Genomic DNA, 17,542 nt, shown 5'->3' with positions numbered 1-17,542 from the left:
GGCCGAGCCGGGGCGGTTGGCGCTGTTCCTGGCCGCGGTGCTCGCCGTGGGCATGGCCGGGGCCGGGTTCAACCTGGCCCGTCAGGCGTACCTGGCGGTGGCGGTGCCGGCCACGCACCGGGCCCGCGCGATGTCCACGCTCGGCGGGACCGTGCGGATCGGGACCTTCCTGGGCCCGTTCCTGGGCGCGGCCGCGCAGGCCCCGCTCGGGCTGGACGGCGCGTTCGCCGCGGCCGCCGCGGCCATGGCCGTCGGCGCCCTGCTGTGCCTGCGGATCCGGGATCTGCCGGTGCCGGCGTCCGGTCCGGCGGCGGGGGAGGAGCCCGGCCCGGCCGGTCGACCCCGGCTGCTGGACGTGGCGCGCGCCCGGCGGGGGGCGTTGCTCACGGCCGGCTTCGGTGTCGTGGCCGTCTCCGCCGCCCGCGCGGCGCGCAACGCCGTCATCCCGCTGTGGGCCACGCACCTGGGCCTGGACGCGGCGACGGCGTCGCTCGTCTTCGGCCTGGCCGGCGCGGCGGACCTGCTGCTCTTCTACCCCTCGGGCCGGCTCATGGACCGCTTCGGCCGGCGCGCCGTGGCGGTGCCGTGCCTGACCCTGCTGGGGGCGGGGTTCCTGGCCATCAGCTTCACCCGGGAGCCGACGGCGTTCGCGGCGGCGGCGGTGCTGCTGGGCATCGGCAACGGCTTCGGCGCGGGGATCGTGATGACCCTCGGGGCGGACCACTCGCCGCCGAACGCGCGCGCCCAGTTCCTCGGCCTGTGGCGCTCGATGTCCGACGCGGGGATGCTGGCCGGGCCGCTGCTGCTGTCCGGGGTGACCGCCGCGGCCGGGCTGGCCGTCGGCGTCGGCTCCCTCGCGGTCGTCTGCGGTGTCGGAGCGGTCGTGTTCGCCGCGGTGCTGCCGCGCGGGCCGGGGGCCGTGGCGGACCCGCCGGCCGTCGTCGTGCGCTCGCGCTGACCGGGGCGCCGGGCCGTCGGCTCAGTCGGCGGTCTCGTCCGGGGGGATGGTCTGCCCGGAGGCCTGGTCGTCGAACACCATGTACGTCTGCGTGTCGACGACGCTCGGCAGGGTCTGCAGCTCGTCGAAGATCACGCGGCGCAGGTCGGCGGTGTCCCGCGCGCGGACCAGCAGGATCACGTCCATGTTCCCGCCCACGAGGGAGACGTGGGAGACCTCGGGGATGGCCAGGAGCGTGGCGCGCAGCTCGCGCCAGTCGTGCTGACGCAGCTTCATGGTCACGTGGGCGGAGGCCCCGAAGCCGACCTTGACGGGGTCGACCCGCACGGTGAAGCCTGTGATCACGCCCGCGTCCTGCAGGCGGTTCAGGCGCGAGTAGCAGTGCGCGCGGGAGATGTGCACGCGCTCGGCCAGGGCCGCGACGGACATCCGCCCGTCCTGCGTCAGTTCGCGGACGATCGCGCGGTCCACGCGGTCCAGCGGCTCGGCGGCCATGGCTCCTCCTGGGGCGGGCGGACGGGTCGGCCACGCGGCGGCGGACCGTCTACGTGGCACGAGTCACCATAGCAGTTCGTCTGATGGAGTGCCTGGTTTGCATTCGATTGTCTCGTGATCACGGGCGGGCGAGCGACACATTGACCCTCTTGGGCACACTGAAGGCCACAGATCGAGAGGACCCGCCATGAGTGACCCCACCCCCGCCGTGCCCGGGGCCGCCCGGACCGACGAGGCCGAGACCCGCCCGAACGCCGGCGCCGCCTTCGGCATCTCCCTCGAGGAGTACCTGCTCCCCGCCGCCCGCCGCATCCAGCTGATCGGCGAGGACGGCACGCTGCTGGCCCCGGAGGAGCAGGGCACCGAGCCCGGCCACGAGTATCCCCTGCCCTCCGACGAGGAGCTGCTGGCCGCCTACCGCCACCTCGTCATCGGCCGCCGCGTCAACGACCAGGCCTACGCCCTGGTGCGCCAGGGCCGCATGGCCGTCTATCCGTCCTCGCACGGCCAGGAGGCCTCCGAGGTCGCCGCCGCCGTCTGCCTGGGCGAGCACGACTGGCTGTTCCCGACCTACCGCGACACCGTGGCCGTGATCGCCCGCGGCGTCCCGCCGCTCGAGGTGATGGTGGCCTACCAGGGCACCTGGCATCAGGGCTATGACCCCCAGAAGCACCACGTCTCCATCCAGTCCACGCCCCTGACCACCCAGATGCTGCACGCCGTCGGGATGGCCAAGGCCGCCCGACTGCGCGGCGAGGAGGTCGTGTGCCTGGCGATGGTCGGCGACGGCGGCACCTCCGAGGGCGACTTCCACGAGGCGCTGAACTTCGCGGCCGTGTTCAAGCTGCCGGTGATCTTCTTCGTGCAGAACAACAAGTTCGCCATCTCCGTGCCGTTCGCCAAGCAGTCGGCCGCCCCGTCCCTGGCCCACAAGGCCGTGGGCTACGGCCTGGCCGGCGAGCGCGTGGACGGCAACGACCTCGGCGCCCTGCTGGCCGTGCTGGGCCGCGCCGTGGAGCTGTGCCGGCAGGGCCAGGGCCCCTTCCTCGTGGAGGCGGACACCTATCGCATGCAGGCGCACACCAACACGGACGACCCCTCGCGCTACCGCGACGACGCCGAGGTGAAGGAGTGGGAGGCGCGCGACCCGCTGCGCCGCATGACCGCCTACCTCGAGTCCACCGGCGCCCTCACCGAGGAGGTCTCGGCCCAGATCGCCCGCGACGCCGAGGACGTCGCGCAGCAGCTGCGTGACGCCATGAACGCCGAGACGGAGCTCGATCCGCTCGAGCTGTTCGACCACGTCTACTCCGTGCAGACCCCGCAGCTCGCCGCCCAGCGCGCGCAGCTGGCCGAGGAGCTGTCCCGTTCCGAGAACCAGGAGGCCTGAGCATGGCGACCCTGACCTTCGCCGCCGCGCTCAACGCGGCGCTGGCCGACGAGATGGCCGCCGACGACATGGTGGTGGTGTTCGGCGAGGACGTCGGCACCCTCGGCGGCGTCTTCCGCATCACGGACGGGCTGACCGCGCGCTTCGGCGAGGAGCGCTGCTTCGACACCCCGCTGGCCGAGTCCGGCATCGCGGGCATGGCCGTGGGCATGGCCCTCGGCGGCGCCCGCCCCGTGATCGAGATGCAGTTCGACGCGTTCGCGTACCCGGCCTTCGAGCAGATCGCCTCGCACGTGGCCAAGATGCGCAACCGCACCAAGGGCGCCACGCCCATGCCGATCACCATCCGCATCCCCTACGGCGGCGGCATCGGCGGCGTGGAGCACCACTGCGACTCCTCCGAGTCTTACTACGCGCACACCCCGGGCCTGAAGGTGTACACCCCGGCCTCGGTGAAGGACGCGTACATGATGCTGCGCTCGGCCATCCGCCTGGACGACCCGGTGGTCTTCATGGAGCCCAAGAAGATGTACTGGACCAAGGCCGAGCTCGACCTCGACCAGCTGCGCGCCGAGTTCGAGGAGGGCTGGGCCCGCGTCGAGGACAAGAAGGAGCACGGCGAGGCCTGGGCGCGCGCCGCCGTCGTCCGCGAGGGCACGGACGTCACCCTCGTCTCCTACGGCCCCTCCGTGCCCACCTGCCTCGCCGCCGCCCACGCGGCCGCGGAGGAGGGGCTCTCGGTGGAGGTCGTGGACCTGCGCACCGTGAACCCGCTGGACGAGGACACGATGGCCGCCTCGGTCGCCAAGACCGGCCGCGCCGTCGTCGTCGCCGAGCCGCAGGGCTTCGCATCCGTGGCCTCCGAGCTGGTGGCCCGGATCCAGCAGCGCTGCTTCCACTCGCTGGCGGCGCCCGTGGGCCGCGTGACCGGCTTCGACATCCCGTTCCCCGCGCCGAAGCTCGAGGAGCACCACCTGCCGAACATCGACCGCATCCTGGACGCGATCGACGACCTGAACTGGGACCTGGACGCCGAGGAGGCCCGCGCATGAGCAACACCTTCCTGCTGCCCGACCTGGGCGAAGGCCTGACCGAGGCCGACATCGTCCGCTGGCTCGTCGCCGAGGGCGACACCGTGGCCGTCGACCAGCCCATGGTCGAGGTCGAGACCGCCAAGGCCCTCGTCGAGGTGCCGAGCCCGTACGCCGGCACCGTGCTGACCCTGCACGGCGCCGAGGGCGAGACCATGGACGTCGGCAGCCCGCTGATCACCATCGGCGCGGCCGGCGAGTCCGGTGAGGGCTCCGCGCCCGCCGCCGGCACCGAGGCCCTGGCCGTCCCGCCGGCCACCGGTGCGGCCGCTGCCGAGGCCGCCCGCCCCGGCGCGCTGAGCTACCGCGAGGAGGAGATGGCCGGCGTCCAGCCGAAGCCGGACAAGGCCCGCGGCGGCGACGGCGACGTCGCCGGCTCCGACGACGAGGCCTCCGGCGCCGTGCTCATCGGCTACGGCACCTCCGGCCACAAGGCCACCTCCCGCAGCCGTCCGTCCAAGCGCGGCCGCGGCGCCGCCCGCCCGACGCCGGCCCCCACGGCCGGGGCCGGCGCCCCGCGCGTGACCTCCCCGATCGTCCGCAAGCTCGCCCGCGAGAAGGGCGTGGACGTGGCCGCGCTGACCGGCACGGGCCCGGACGGCTTGATCACCCGCGCCGACGTGCTCGCGGCGGTCGAGGGCTTCGCCCCGCAGGCCACCCCGACCCCGGCCCCGTCGGCCGCCGCCGTCCCGGCGGCCGAGGCCACCGCGCAGCCGGGCGCCGTGGACGGGCGGACCGGCCTGGCCGTCGTCGCCCGCACCCCGATCTCGGGGGTGCGCAAGGTGATCGCGGACCAGCTCTCCCGCTCGCGCCGCGAGGTCCCGGAGGTCACGGCGTGGCTGGACGTGGACGTCACCGCCCTGCTCGAGCTGCGGGCCGCGCTCAAGGCGAAGGACCCGGAGAACGCGCCCTCGCTGCTCGGCCTGATCGCCCGCTTCACCCTGGCCGGCCTGCGCCGGTACCCGGTGATGAACGCGCGCATCGAGGCGGGGGCGGACGGCCAGGACGAGATCGTGGAGGTCGACGGCGTCCACCTCGGTCTGGCCGTGCAGACCGACCGCGGCCTCATGGTGCCGTCCATCGAGCACGCGGAGAAGCTGTCCGCGGACGAGCTCACCGCCGCGATCAACGACACCGTCAGCCGCGCCCGCGCGGGCAGGGCCGCCGCGGCCGAGCTCACCCGCGGCACGTTCACGCTGAACAACTACGGCCCGCTGGGCACGGACGGCGCCACGCCGATCATCAACGTGCCCGAGGTCGGGATGCTCGGCATCGGCCGGATCATCGACCGCCCGTGGGTCGTGGACGGGGAGATCGTGGTCCGCAAGGTCACCGAGATGACCGTGACCTTCGACCACCGCGTCACCGACGGCGCCACCGCGAGCGCGTTCCTCACGTTCGTGGCGGACTGCCTCCACGACCCGACGGCGGCCCTCGCCCGGATCTGATCCGGACGATCCCCGCCCGCCTCGACCCCGGACGAGCCCTGCGATGTGGCGGCCATCCGCGAGGAATGGCCGCCACATCGCAGGGCTCGTCGTCTGGCGGGGGTGCGGTGAGCGTGCGGGGAGGGGTCAGTCCGCGCGGCCGCGGCGAAAGGCCGTGCCGAGCGCGCCCCACAGCAGGACCGCGGGGGAGGCGCTGAGCAGGATCCCGGCCGGCTCGGCCGCCGGGTGGGGGCCTGCGCCGCTGGTCGCGGGGGTGTCGAGGGTGAGGGCCAGCAGTGTCAGCCCGGCCGCCAGGCCCGCGACGCCCAGGGACCAGAGCGTGGCCTCCACGCCGCGGGCGCCGCGCGGTGCGGGCCGCGGTGCGCCGTCGTACCGGGCGAACGGCACGGCGAGCAGGCCCCAGGCGGCGGACACGAGCGCCGCGGCGGCCATGTCCGACGGCCGGTGCCAGGCCTCCATGTAGGCGACGGCGCCGGTGCAGGCGCTCACCACGGCGCCGAGGACGGTGGTGAGAGGTCGCCACCGGGCGGGCACGACCAGCAGCGCGGCCACCGCGGCGCCCGTCGCGAGCGTCATGTGGCCCGAGGGCAGTGAGTTGCCGCCGGACCACGGGACCCCGTCGGCGTGCTCGGGCCGCGGAAGCGCCGCCTTGAGCAGCTGCGTGGTGAGGTTGGACCCGGCCAGCACGAGGAGGGCGAGCAGCCCCCGCCGCCGCCACCGGGCCACGGCGAGCGCGCCGAGCGAGGCCAGCGCCATGCCGACCGCCAGCCCGAGCGGCAGGATCCGCACCACCTGGGAGGCCACGTCCGGCACGGTGTCCGCGTAGCGCTCCTCGACGGCACGGAACACCTGGTACTCGAGCACCTGGCCGGCGGAGGACCACACCAGGGCGGCGTAGACCAGCACGTGCCGAGCCGGGCCCCCGGCCCCGTCTCTCGGCCGAGGACCTGCTGGCCGCCCGGGACGCCCTGGCCCCGTTCGGCCGGCTGAGCCGGCAGGAGCCCATCGAGTGGGCCGCCGAGGAGCCCCTCGCCCCGGACCTGGCCGACTTCTACCGCTACGTGGGGCCGGAGTGGCTGGAGATCGACACCCTCGGCCTGCCCGTGATGTTCTTCCCGCTGGACCGCCTCTGGGACGAGCAGGCCGGCTACCGGTGGAACCACCGAACCGGTGCGCTGCTGGTGGACTGGAACGAGGACTGGACGGTGGTGGCCAAGCAGGGCGCCGACCCGTTCATCCACGCGGCCTCCACCGGTCAGGTGCTCATGGCCCCGGGAGACGAGGGCTGGGAGGACCGCCTGGACGAGCCGCGACCGGTCTTCCGGGACCTCACGGAGATGACCCGCGCGCTCGCGGCCGTGGGCACGGCGTGGGCGCGCTTCGACGACCCGTTCACCGCCGACTGGCATCTCACCGAGGAGGTGACGGCCGCCGTCGTCGCCGGCCTGGAGGGGGTGCTCGGCGCTCACGACCGCGCCGTGGACCTGGCCCGAGCCCTCGGCTACCTCCGCGCCGTCTGAGCGTCGGCGCCGACACAGACAGTCCCACCCCGCCGGCGCCCGTCGGAACGGGAGCCGAGCGCCCTTCCTACACTGGCCGCATGAGCACCGCCCCCGCCCTGCCCCCGCTGCCCGGCGCGCCGGGCGGTCCCGCCCTGCCGAGCGTCGAGGAGCTGCTGGCCGACGCCGTCGCGGTCGCCCTGCCGATGCGCGTGCGGTTCCGCGGCACGGACCTGCGCCACGCCCTGCTGCTGCGCGGCCCGGCGGGCTGGGCCGAGTTCTCCCCGTTCCCGGAGTACGGTCCGCACGAGTGCGCCGCGTGGCTGGCCGCCGCGATCGAGGCCGGCTGGCAGGGCTGGCCCGCCCCGGTCCGCGAGACGGTCCCCGTCAACGCCACCGTGCCCGCGGTGGCCGCGGACGACGTCGAGGCCGTCCTGGCCCGCTACGGCGACGGCATCACCGCGGTCAAGGTCAAGGTGGCCGAGCACGGCCCCGAGGGCGGGCTCGTCCCCGGCAGCCGCGAGGCCGACCTGGCCCGCGTGCGGCGGGTGCGCGCGCTGCTGCCCCACGCGCAGGTCCGCGTCGACGCCAACGCCGGCTGGACGCCCGCCGAGGCCGTTGACGTGCTCACCGCGCTGGCCGACGTCGGCCTCGAGTACGCGGAGCAGCCCGTGCCCGGCATCACCGACCTCGCGGAGGTCCGCGCGGAGCTGCGCGCCCGGGGCGTCCCCACCCCGATCGCCGCGGACGAGGCGGTCCGCAAGGCCGAGGACCCGCTCGCCGTCGCGGCCGCCGGGGCCGCGGACCTGATCGTGGTGAAGGTCCAGCCGCTCGGGGGCGTGCGCCGCGCCGCGGCGATCGTGGCGGCCGCGGGGCTGCCCGCGGTGGTCTCCTCCGCGCTAGACACCTCCGTGGGCATCGCCGGCGGCGCCGCGCTCGCCGCCTGCCTGCCGTCCCTGCCGCACGCGTGCGGGCTCGGCACCGCGGCCCTCTTCGAGCACGACGTCGTCGCCCCGGCCTGGCGCCCGCGCGCGGGGGCCCTCCCGGCACCGGGGGAGCGGGCACCCGCCCCCGACCCGGAGCTGCTCGACCGCGTCCGGGCGGACGGGACGCGGCAGGCGTGGTGGGCCGACCGCCTGCGCGCGGCCCACGCGGTGCTGGCCGCGCAGGGCTGACGAGCCCGCCCGGTCCCCGTCGGCGCGGGGAAGGTGAGCCGGATTACAGCATGTCGACGGGGCGAAATCCGGCGGCCGGGAAGAGTTCAACTCGCGGCCACCTGGGCGTGGCTCGCCGCTCGGAGCGAGGGGCCAAGGTGATGGCGGCCCCGGCCGGTCTCACCCCCGGGGTCGCCTCCGGCCCGGCACCGGACCCCGAACCATCCCCACGACGCGAAGGACCCCGTCATGCTGAAGCGCCTCCTCCCCATGGCCGGCCACACCCGTGGCAACCGCTCCGCCGTCACGTGCGAGCTCAAGTGCGGCAACGCGTGCGCCCACCCGGTGCCCAACACCTCGGCGAACCCGACCTTCCAGCAGATCGCGGAGACCGCCATCTCGCGCCGCTCCGCCCTGGTCGGCGGCACCGGTCTCGCCGCCGCCGTCGTCATCGGCTCCCAGGTGGCCCAGGCCCCCGAGGCGCTCGCGGACAACGGCCGGCGCCCGACCGGCGGCGGCAAGCTCCCCTTCGAGCCCATCGCGCCGGTGAGCCGCACCGTGGACACCATGACCGTGCCGGAGGGCTACGACTGGGGCACCGTGATCCGCTGGGGCGACCCGCTGTTCGCCGACTCCCCGGAGTTCGACATCGAGCACCAGACCGGTGCGTCGCAGGCCGCCCAGTTCGGCTACAACAACGACTACCTGAACATCATCACCGACGGCGGCAACGACCGCTCCGGCTACCTCGTCTCCAACCACGAGTACACCAACGAGAACATCATGTTCTCCCCGGAGTACATCGCCTCGAACTTCGAGGACGTCGTCAACGTCGGCCTCCAGGCCCACGGCCTGTCGATCGTGGACCTCAAGCGCGCCAAGCGCGGCGCCCCGTGGGAGTACGTCCGCGGCGGCCGCCGCAACCGCCGCATCACCGGCACCACCGAGTTCGAGGTCCGCGGCCCGGCCGCCGGCCACGCGCTGCTCACGACCGTCGAGGACCCGACCGGCACCCGCGTGCTGGGCACCCTGAACAACTGCGCCGGCGGCACCACCCCGTGGGGCACCGTGCTCTCCGGCGAGGAGAACTTCAACCAGTACTTCAAGGGTCGCGGCACCGCCGAGGAGAAGCGCTACGGCATCTCCGCCTCCGCCACCAGCCGCGGCTGGGAGAAGGTCCACGACCGCTTCGACCTGACCAAGCCCGGCTACGAGAACGAGGCCAACCGCTTCGGCTGGGTCGTCGAGATCGACCCCGAGGACCCGACCTCCACGCCCGTGAAGCACACCCTCCTGGGCCGCTTCAAGCACGAGGCCGGCACCGCCGTGATCTCCCCGTCCGGCCACGCCGTGGTCTACTCCGGCGACGACGAGCGCCACGACTACCTGTACAAGTTCGTCTCCGCAGAGAAGGTCCGCGAGGGCGACAAGAAGCACAACATGCGCCTGATGGACAAGGGCACCCTCTACGTGGCCAAGTTCTCCGGCGACTCCCCGGCCGCCCAGATCGACGGCAAGGGCACCCTGCCCTCGGACGGCGCCTTCGACGGCTCCGGCGAGTGGATCGCCCTGGCCGACGAGAAGACGTCCTTCGTCCCGGGCATGTCCCTGGCCGAGGTCCTCGTCTACACCCGCCTCGCGGCAGACAAGATGGGCGCCACCAAGATGGACCGCCCGGAGGACGTCGAGACCAACCCGGTCACCGGCAAGGTCTACGCGGCCCTGACCAACAACACCAAGCGCACCGCCGTGGACGAGGCCAACCCGGTCATCGGCAACCGCGACGGCCACGTCATCGAGATCACCGAGCGGGGCGGGGATCACACCTCCACCACCTTCACCTGGGTCATCCTGCTGCTCGCCGGCGACCCGGCGGTCTCCTCCTCGGCCTACTTCGCCGGCTACCCGAAGGAGAAGGCCTCCCCGATCTCCTGCCCGGACAACCTGGCGTTCGACTCCGAGGGCAACCTCTGGATCTCCACCGACGGCCAGCCCGGCACCATCGGCTACGCCGACGCGCTGCACAAGGTCACCCTCGACGGCGCCGAGCGCGGCCGCGTCCAGCAGTTCCTCGCCGTCCCCCGCGACGCCGAGACCTGCGGCCCCGTGATCCACGACCGCGACAACTCCGTGTTCGTCAACGTCCAGCACCCGGGCGAGGACGGCACCTGGGGCGCGCACACCTCCTACTTCCCGGACTTCCTGAGCCCGACCGGCCCGGTCCAGGTGGGCGACAAGGTCGCGGCCCCGCGTCCGTGCGTCGTCCAGGTGTTCAACGCCACCGGGAACAACGGCATCGGCAAGGGCGCCGGCAAGGGCCCGAAGGGCTGACCCCCGCCTCCGCGAGGACCCTCGACGAGGCCGTCACGGCCGGCGCCACCGCGTCACCGTGGCGGCCTCGCCGCGTCCGGGGCCCGTCCGCGCCCGGGCCTAGACTGGTGGCCACCATGACCTCCGTCGACTCCCTCTCCGTGGCGCGCGCCGTCGCCACCGCCCTGATCGACGCCGGCATGCGGGACGCGGTGGTCTGCCCCGGCTCCCGCTCCGCCCCGCTGGCCTACGCGCTCGCGGCCCTCGAGCGAGCCGGCGAGGTCCGCCTGCACGTGCGGGTGGACGAGCGCTCGGCCGGCTTCCTCGCCCACGGGCTCTCGCTGGCCTCGGGGCGCCCGGTGGGCGTGCTGACCACGTCGGGCACCGCCGTCGGGAACCTGCTGCCCGCCCTGATGGAGTCCTTCCACGCCGGCACGCGCGTGATCGCGCTGACCGCGGATCGTCCGCCCGAGCTGCACGGCACCGGTGCGAACCAGACCACGGACCAGAGGGAGGTGTTCGGCACGCACGTCCGCCTTGCCGCCTCCCTCGGCTGCGACGCGGCCGACGGCGTGGACGCCGAGCAGCATCTGCGCCATGTGCGGGCCACCGTGCGCCGGGCCCTGCTGGCGGCCGAGGGGGTCGTCGCCGAGGCCGGTTCCGACGACGGCGCGCCCGGTCCGGTGACGATGGCAGAGGCCCCGGCCGGGCCCGTCCACCTGAACCTGCACTTCCGCGACCCGCTCGTGCCGAGCCCTGAGGAGGCGGCCGCCATGGGCGCCGCCGCGGCGCCGCACACCCCTGCTCCGGCCGTCGCCCCGACCGGCGCGAGCCCGGCCCCCGCCGCGTCGACCTACCGGGCGCCCGGGGCGGTGCTCTCGGGGCTGCCCGAGCTGGACGTCGCCCGCCTGGACCAGCGGCGCACCGTCGTGCTGGCCTGCCACGGTGCCGGCCCCGTGGCCGCGGCCTTCGCGCTGTCCCTGGGCCTGCCCCTGCTGGCCGAGCCGTCCTCGAACGCGCGGTTCTCCGCCAACGCCATCGCCGCCTATCCGCTCCTGCTGGGCGCGGCCGGCGGGCGCGACGCGGACGCACACCCTCTGGCCGCCCGCATCGAACGGGTCGTGCTGTTCGGCCGGCCCACGCTCACCCGGACGGTCAACGCCCTGCTGGCCCGCCCCGACGTCGCCACGGCCCTGCACGCCCCCGAGCCCGCACCGTGGTTCGAGCCGGGCCGGCGCCGGGAGACGCCCGTGGAGACCCTCGAGGAGCTCGCCGCCTTCGCCGGGCAGGGCGAGCCCGGCTGGCTCGCCGCGTGGCAGCACGCCTCGATGCGCGCCCAGGCCGCCGTGGAGGACGTGCTCGTCACCACCGACGCCGGCGACCGGCTCAGCCCGCAGACGGTGGCGCACGTGAGCGCCGCCATGGTCCGGGGCCCGCTCGTGCTGGGCTCGTCCTCGGTGATCCGGGACGTGGACCTGACCTGGCGGCCCCCCTCGGCGCCGGACGCGGAGGTGTACGCCAACCGCGGGCTCGCCGGGATCGACGGGACCGTCTCCACGGCCGCGGGCGTCGCACTGGCGCGCGGACGGCGGACCGTGGCCCTGCTCGGCGACCTCACCGCCCTGCACGAGGCGGGCGGCCTGCTCGTGGGCCCCACCGAGACCGAGCCGGACCTCGACCTCGTGGTCGTCAACGACGACGGCGGGGCGATCTTCGCGAGCCTCGAACACGGGGCCGTGGCCGAGGCGCCCGGCATGGCGGACCCCGTCGAACGGCTCTTCGGCACCCCGCACGGCGTGGACCTGGCCGCCCTGGCCGCCGCGTACGGCGTCCCGCACACGCGGGTCACCGACCGCGTCGACCTCGTCCGAGCCCTCGCCGACCCGGTACGGGGCCGGCGCCTGCTCGAGATCCGCTGCGACCGCGCCGACCGCCCGCGCGTCGCCGCCGCCCTGGCCGCGGCGGTGCGCGCCACGTTCCCGCCGGCGTGCCCCGTCCCGGACCCGCCCCGCCCACCGCCGAGCTCGCCGCCGAGGAGGCCCCCCAGTGACCGACACGCCGACGTCGCCCGCGCCCGACTCGACCCCCGCCGTCGTGCGCCGTGCCGACGTGCTGATCTCCGGCTGCGGCCCCGCCGGCGCCACCGCCGCCGCCCACCTCGCCGCGGCGGGGCTGGACGTGGTGGTGCTCGAGAAGACCGCGCACCCGCGTGAGAAGGTCTGCGGCGACGGCCTGACCCCGCAGGCGGTCCGGGAGCTGCAGCTGCTCGGCGTGCCCCACCGGGGCGAGCCCGGCGACGACGGCGGCTGGCGCGTCATCCGCGGCCTGCGGCTGCGCGCGGGCGAGCGCAGCGTGGACGTGCCGTGGGCGCCCACCCAGACGTGGCCGGACTACGCGCTCACGCGCACCCGACGCGATTTCGACGCCCTCCTGGCGGACCTGGCGCGCACCCGCGGCGCCGAGGTCCGCGAGCGGCACGCCGTCACCGGCGTCGTGCGGGACGAGGCCGGACGCGTGGTCGGGCTGGACGCGGAGCTGATCGCGCCGAACGGCCGCAAGACCGGGGAGACCGCCCGCTTCACCGCACCGATCGTGCTCGCGTGCGACGGCGTCTCCGCCCGCGCCGCCGTCTCCGCGGGCCTGCACCGCCGCGAGGACCGGCCCATGGGCGTGGCCGTGCGGGCCTACTACACCGCCGGCGCCGCCGTCGACGGGGCGATCCCCGCCCCGCCCGGCGACCGGGGGGAGTGGATGGAGTCCTGGCTGCGCCTGCCGGATGCCGAGGGCAACCCGCTGCCCGGCTACGGCTGGCTGTTCCCGCTCGCGGACGGCACCGTGAACGTGGGCCTGGGCATCCTGGACACCTCCCCGCAGTTCGGGAAGCTGGACTACCGCGGGCTGCTGAAGTCCTGGACCGGGGCGCTCACCGCGGACTGGGGGATCGCCGAGCAGACGCGCACCTCGCGGATCCTCGGCGCGGCCCTGCCGATGGCGTTCAACCGCACCCCGCAGCACGTGCCGGGCATGCTCCTGGTGGGCGACGCGGCCGGCATGGTGTCCCCGTTCAACGGCGAGGGCATCGGGTTCGCGATGGAGGCGGCCCGCCTCGCCGCGGAGCTGGCGGTGCAGGCGCACGCGGCCGGGACCGACGGCGCCGCGGACGCGATCCTGTCCCGTTACCCGGTGATCACCCAGCACCTGTGGGGCCGCCACTTCGCCCTCGGCGCCCGGTTCGCCCGCCTGATCGGCGATCCGCGCGTGATGAAGGCGGCGCTGGGCGCCGGGATGGCCGCACCCCCGCTGCTGCGGGCCGCGGTGAAGGTCATGGGCAACACGGTGGACGCGCGGGGCGGCGACGCCGTCGACCGGGCCGTCCGCGTGCTCGAGGCGCTCACCCCCGCGCTGACGACCGCGGGCGGCGCGCCGTTGGGTAGGCTTGCCCGGTGACCACCGCAGACCCCGGCTTCGCCCTGCCCTCCGGCTTCGAACCCCTCGCCGAGCATGGCCGTGTCCTGGAGGTCGTGCTGACCGCGCTCGAGCAGGTCGAGGAGCAGCTGGACAGCGCCCTCGGCTTCGACGACCTCTTCTCCGACACCGCCGCCCACCACCTGCTGGCCGCCGGCGGCAAGCGGGTCCGTCCGGTCCTGACGGTGCTCGCCTCCCTCCTGGGCGACCCCGCCCTGGCCTCCGGCGAGGTCGCCGACGTGGACGCGCCCGCCCGCCAGGCCGCCGTCGTGATGGAGCTGACGCACCTGGCCACGCTGTACCACGACGACGTGATGGACGAGGCCCCCGTGCGCCGCGGCGCCCCCGCCGCCCACCGACTGTGGGGAAACTCGGCGGCGATCCTGGCCGGCGACCTGATCTTCGCCCGCGCCTCCCAGCTCATGGCCGAGCTCGGCCCGCGGCCCGTGCAGATCCAGGCGGACACCTTCGAACGCCTCGTGCAGGGCCAGCTGTGGGAGACTCGCGGCCCGGCCGAGGGCGCGGATCCGATCGAGCACTACTACGCGGTGCTCTCCGGCAAGACCGGCTCGCTGATCGCCGCGGCCGGCATGCTCGGCGCGCTGCTGGGCGGGGCCGACGAGGCCGCCGTCCAGGTGATGCGCGCCTACGGCGAGAAGGTGGGCCTGGCCTTCCAGCTCGCCGACGACCTGATCGACCTCACCGGCGACGCCGAGCGGATCGGCAAGGTCCCCGGCACGGACCTGCGCGAGCGCGTGCCCACCCTGACCACGCTGCTGCTGGCCCGGGCGGCGCAGGGGGAGGGGCCGGAGGCGGAGGACGCCCGCCGGGTGCGCGCGCTCGTGGACGGGCCGCTCGACACCGACGAGCAGCTGGCCGCCGCCGTCGCCGCGCTCACGGGCCACCCCGCCATCGACGAGGCGTGGGCGATCACCCGCGGCTGGGCGGAGCAGGCCAAGCAGGCGCTCGCCCCGTTGCCGGACTCCGCCGTGAAGACGGCGCTCGAGGCGTTCGCCGACTACGTGGTGGGGCGCTCGGCCTGACGCCGCGGTCCGCGGCGTCACCGCCGTGATCCGGGGCGGCCGCTCAGTCCAGGCGGGTCGGGGCGGGGTCCAGCGCGGCCGCGAGCTCCCGGGCCTTGAGGGCGCGGACCTCCGGGGCCACCGGGTGGCGCAGCTGCCGGTAGAGCAGGTCCCCCTCGAAGCGCGGGAAGACGTGCAGGTGGTAGTGCCACACGTGCTGGTTGCCGGCGGGCTCGTTGTGCTGGCGCGTGGAGATTCCCTCCGGGGCCCACGCACGCTTCATGGCCAGCGCCACCTGCTGGGCCATCAGGGCGATGCGCTGCAGCACGCGCGGGGGCAGGTCGTAGAGGTTCTCGTAGTGCTCGGCCGGGCAGACCATGGCGTGTCCCTCGTGCTCGCCGAACCCGTCCACGGCGATGAGCACGAGCAGGTCCTCGTCCTGGTAGACGGTGTCCCCGAGCTCGCAACGGTTGCCCGGGTCGGAGACGTCGCCGGCTGCGAGCCCGCAGAACGGGCAGACGTAGCCGTCCGGGGCGTGGGAGACCGGGGCGGGCGCGGTCACCGGTCCGGACCCTCGTCGTCGTCCTCGGGGTCCTCGAAGGTCCACGCGAGCAGGTCCGTGAGGAACTCGCTGAAGGTGCCGCCCTCGTCCTGCCACTCGCCCTCGGGCGCGTCGGCGCCGGCGGAGCGCCGCCACACCAGCGGGTCCGGCAGCGCCAGGTTGTCCACCGGCAGGCCCCACACGACCGTCTCGTCCGCGTCCTCCAGGAACATGAGGAAGCCGTCCCGCACCTCGAGGTCCTCGGGGTCCCACACGTAGTGGTCCGTCTCCATGAGGTCGCCGCAGTTGCCCAGGGCGAGGTAGAACTCGCGCAGGGCGGCCGGGATCATGAGCCCGGCACCGAGCTGCTCCGCCGCGGGGGACTGGGCCAGTCGGGCGTCGACGTCGGCCGGGGAGAGGCCGTCGTCCTCGGCCCAGGCGTCGCCCAGCAGGTCCGGGACGAGCCGCTGGAAGGCCGGGAGGTACACGGGGGCGGGGGGCTTGGCGGGCATGTCGTCAGTCTAGGCGTGCGCGCCCCGCCCGGCCCGGACCGCCCGACGCTGCAGGCGGGAGGCGTTCAGCTGGTCCACGGTGAACACCGCCAGGGACAGCCAGATCAGCCCGAAGCCCGCCCAGCGGGCCGCGGGCATCTGCTCGCCGAGCACCGTGACCGCCACGAGGAACTGCAGGATGGGCGCCGTGTACTGCAGCATCCCGAGCGTGGTCAGCGTCAGGGAGCGGGCCGCCGCCGAGAACAGGATGAGCGGAACGGCGGTGAGCACGCCGAGCCCGGCCATGAGCCAGAAGTGGCCGGGCCCCTCGGTGACCGTGGTGAGCAGCCCGGCCTGCGCCAGCAGCACGCTGCCCACCACGAACACGGGGATCAGCACCACGGTCTCGGCGGTCATCGCGGTCACTGCGTGCACGGGGGAGGGGAAGCGCTTCTTCACGAAGCCGTAGAGCCCGAACGAGGTGGCCAGCCCGAGCGCGATCCACGGCACCTGCCCCATCGCCGCGGACATCACGACGACGGCGGCCACCGCGATCCCGACGGCCACCCACTGGCCCCGCCGCAGCCGCTCCCCGAGGAAGAGCACGCCGAGCAGGACGTTCACCAGCGGGTTCATGAAGTAGCCCAGCGAGGCCTGGAGCACGTTGCCCGTGGTGACCGAGACCGCGTACAGCAGCCAGTTCACCGCGATGATCCCGGCGGCCAGACCCGTGGTGCCCCAGCGGCCGGGCGTGGCCAACGTCGTCCCCAGCTCGCGCAGGCGGCGCATCACGGTCAGCAGCAGCAGGCAGAAGATCAGGGCGAAGCCGATGCGCACCACCACGATCTCCAGGGCCCCGGCGGGCGCGAGCATCGCCATGTAGAGCGGCAGCAGGCCCCACACGAAGTAGGCGGTGAAGCCGAGGGCCAGCCCGCGCGGGTCGTCGGCCGGGGCAGGGGAGACGGTGGGCAGGGGGCAGAGGGGGAGGAGGGGCTCACGCGGACCACTGTACGGTCCGGGTGAGCACTCTCACCCAGGTTCCTCCCGGTCACGGCGGTAGACTGGGGGGTCGATCCCGCGCGCCGGCGCCGGGCCCCGCCCTGCGTCCTGCCGGCGCGCCCCGCCGTCGTCGAAAAGGACCCACCCGCCGTGACCGCTCGCCCTGACCGCCCGTTGCGCATCGCCATCATCGGTGCCGGACCCGCCGGGGTGTACACGGCGGACATCCTGACCAAGGAGGAACGGGACTTCCGTGTCAGCATCGACCTGTTCGACCGGTACCCGGCCCCGTTCGGTCTGATCCGCTACGGGGTGGCCCCGGACCATCCGCGCATCAAGGGCATCGTGACCGCGCTGCACAAGGTCATGGACCGCGGGGACATCCGTTTCCTGGGGAACGTGGACTACGGCACGGACCTGAGCCTGGCGGATCTGCGTCGGCATTACGACGCGATCGTGTTCTCCACCGGGGCGGTGCGGGACGCTGTCCTGGACGTGCCGGGGGTGGAGTTGGCCGGCTCGTTCGGGGGCGCGGATTTCGCGTCCTGGTACGACGGGCACCCGGATGTGCCGCGGCACTGGCCGTTGGAGGCCACGCAGGTGGCGGTGATCGGCAACGGGAACGTGGCCCTGGATGTGGCCCGGATCCTGTCCAAGCATGCCGAGGACCTGTTGCCCA

16 protein-coding genes are annotated in these 17,542 nt (G+C 74.8%); 11 read left to right on the top strand and 5 right to left on the bottom strand.

Translation table 11 applies throughout. The features are described from left to right. The coding region (locus J1M41_RS06890) for an MFS transporter (protein WP_206451418.1) at positions 1-958 on the top strand (958 nt) is incomplete at its 5' end. 21 nt (positions 959-979) lie between these two features. Here J1M41_RS06890 and J1M41_RS06885 read toward each other — a convergent pair. Then, positions 980-1,453 carry an Lrp/AsnC family transcriptional regulator gene (locus J1M41_RS06885; protein WP_036316705.1) on the bottom strand — a complete coding sequence of 158 codons (474 nt, stop codon included), beginning with the start codon at positions 1,451-1,453 and terminating at the stop codon, positions 980-982. A 187-nt stretch (positions 1,454-1,640) separates the two neighbouring features. On the opposite strand from J1M41_RS06885, the gene J1M41_RS06880 reads away from it, so the two are divergent. The 3 genes from J1M41_RS06880 to J1M41_RS06870 are packed head-to-tail and all read left to right on the top strand — an operon-like array spanning position 1,641 to position 5,382. Then, the gene (locus tag J1M41_RS06880; RefSeq protein WP_036382945.1) at positions 1,641-2,843 is read left to right on the top strand and encodes a thiamine pyrophosphate-dependent enzyme; all 1,203 of its coding nucleotides are present in this window, start codon (positions 1,641-1,643) and stop codon (positions 2,841-2,843) included. A gap of 2 nt (positions 2,844-2,845) precedes the next feature. Continuing rightward, positions 2,846-3,895 (top strand): alpha-ketoacid dehydrogenase subunit beta, encoded by a 1,050-nt coding sequence (locus J1M41_RS06875; RefSeq protein WP_036316710.1) that lies wholly within the window; start codon positions 2,846-2,848, stop codon positions 3,893-3,895. Then, complete coding sequence (locus J1M41_RS06870) at positions 3,892-5,382, top strand: dihydrolipoamide acetyltransferase family protein (protein WP_206451417.1); 1,491 nt, start codon at positions 3,892-3,894, stop codon at positions 5,380-5,382. The genes J1M41_RS06875 and J1M41_RS06870 overlap by 4 nt, the downstream gene beginning before the upstream one ends. A 126-nt stretch (positions 5,383-5,508) precedes the next feature. On the opposite strand, the gene J1M41_RS06865 is transcribed toward J1M41_RS06870, so the two are convergent. Next, a complete protein-coding gene (locus tag J1M41_RS06865; protein ID WP_342214080.1) occupies positions 5,509-6,288 on the bottom strand; it encodes a phosphatase PAP2 family protein in 780 nt (259 codons plus the stop codon). A gap of 155 nt (positions 6,289-6,443) precedes the next feature. On the opposite strand from J1M41_RS06865, the gene J1M41_RS06860 reads away from it, so the two are divergent. The 6 genes from J1M41_RS06860 to J1M41_RS06835 all read left to right on the top strand — a co-directional run bounded on the left by J1M41_RS06860 (position 6,444) and on the right by J1M41_RS06835 (position 14,853). Continuing rightward, positions 6,444-6,902, top strand: coding sequence for a hypothetical protein (locus tag J1M41_RS06860; RefSeq protein ID WP_241247804.1), 459 nt, complete (start codon positions 6,444-6,446; stop codon positions 6,900-6,902). 80 nt (positions 6,903-6,982) lie between these two features. Next, positions 6,983-8,056, top strand: a complete 1,074-nt coding sequence (locus J1M41_RS06855) for an o-succinylbenzoate synthase (RefSeq protein WP_206451416.1) — start codon at positions 6,983-6,985, stop codon at positions 8,054-8,056. Between the two features lie 228 nt (positions 8,057-8,284). Next, positions 8,285-10,366 (top strand): PhoX family phosphatase, encoded by a 2,082-nt coding sequence (locus tag J1M41_RS06850; RefSeq protein ID WP_206451415.1) that lies wholly within the window; start codon positions 8,285-8,287, stop codon positions 10,364-10,366. A 116-nt stretch (positions 10,367-10,482) separates the two neighbouring features. Continuing rightward, positions 10,483-12,558, top strand: a complete 2,076-nt coding sequence (menD, locus tag J1M41_RS06845) for a 2-succinyl-5-enolpyruvyl-6-hydroxy-3-cyclohexene-1-carboxylic-acid synthase (protein WP_241247803.1) — start codon at positions 10,483-10,485, stop codon at positions 12,556-12,558. Next, positions 12,440-13,792 carry a geranylgeranyl reductase family protein gene (locus J1M41_RS06840; protein WP_051995339.1) on the top strand — a complete coding sequence of 451 codons (1,353 nt, stop codon included), beginning with the start codon at positions 12,440-12,442 and terminating at the stop codon, positions 13,790-13,792. The genes menD and J1M41_RS06840 overlap by 119 nt, the downstream gene beginning before the upstream one ends. Continuing rightward, positions 13,789-14,853: a polyprenyl synthetase family protein gene (locus tag J1M41_RS06835; protein WP_101967400.1), complete on the top strand. Its 1,065-nt coding sequence runs from the start codon at positions 13,789-13,791 to the stop codon at positions 14,851-14,853. The genes J1M41_RS06840 and J1M41_RS06835 overlap by 4 nt, the downstream gene beginning before the upstream one ends. A gap of 43 nt (positions 14,854-14,896) precedes the next feature. On the opposite strand, the gene J1M41_RS06830 is transcribed toward J1M41_RS06835, so the two are convergent. Genes J1M41_RS06830 through rarD form a run of 3 tightly spaced genes read right to left on the bottom strand, consistent with a single transcriptional unit; the run spans position 14,897 to position 16,794 of the window. Beyond that, positions 14,897-15,394, bottom strand: a complete 498-nt coding sequence (locus J1M41_RS06830; protein ID WP_036318075.1) for an HIT family protein — start codon at positions 15,392-15,394, stop codon at positions 14,897-14,899. Further along, the gene (locus J1M41_RS06825) at positions 15,391-15,885 is read right to left on the bottom strand and encodes a hypothetical protein (protein WP_036384999.1); all 495 of its coding nucleotides are present in this window, start codon (positions 15,883-15,885) and stop codon (positions 15,391-15,393) included. The genes J1M41_RS06830 and J1M41_RS06825 overlap by 4 nt, the downstream gene beginning before the upstream one ends. Before the next feature lie 9 nt (positions 15,886-15,894). After that, positions 15,895-16,794: an EamA family transporter RarD gene (gene rarD / locus J1M41_RS06820; protein WP_274607160.1), complete on the bottom strand. Its 900-nt coding sequence runs from the start codon at positions 16,792-16,794 to the stop codon at positions 15,895-15,897. 219 nt (positions 16,795-17,013) lie between these two features. Here rarD and J1M41_RS06815 point away from each other — a divergent pair. Continuing rightward, positions 17,014-17,542, top strand: a 529-nt coding sequence (locus J1M41_RS06815; protein ID WP_206451413.1) for an FAD-dependent oxidoreductase, incomplete at its 3' end; no start/stop codon positions are given.

It is taken from the genome of Micrococcus sp. KRD096 (assembly GCF_017168495.1).
GTDB classification, from domain to species: domain Bacteria; phylum Actinomycetota; class Actinomycetes; order Actinomycetales; family Micrococcaceae; genus Micrococcus; species Micrococcus luteus.
The sequence above is the reverse complement of the archived record's forward strand: the minus strand, read 5'-3'. Positions and strand labels throughout refer to the sequence as shown.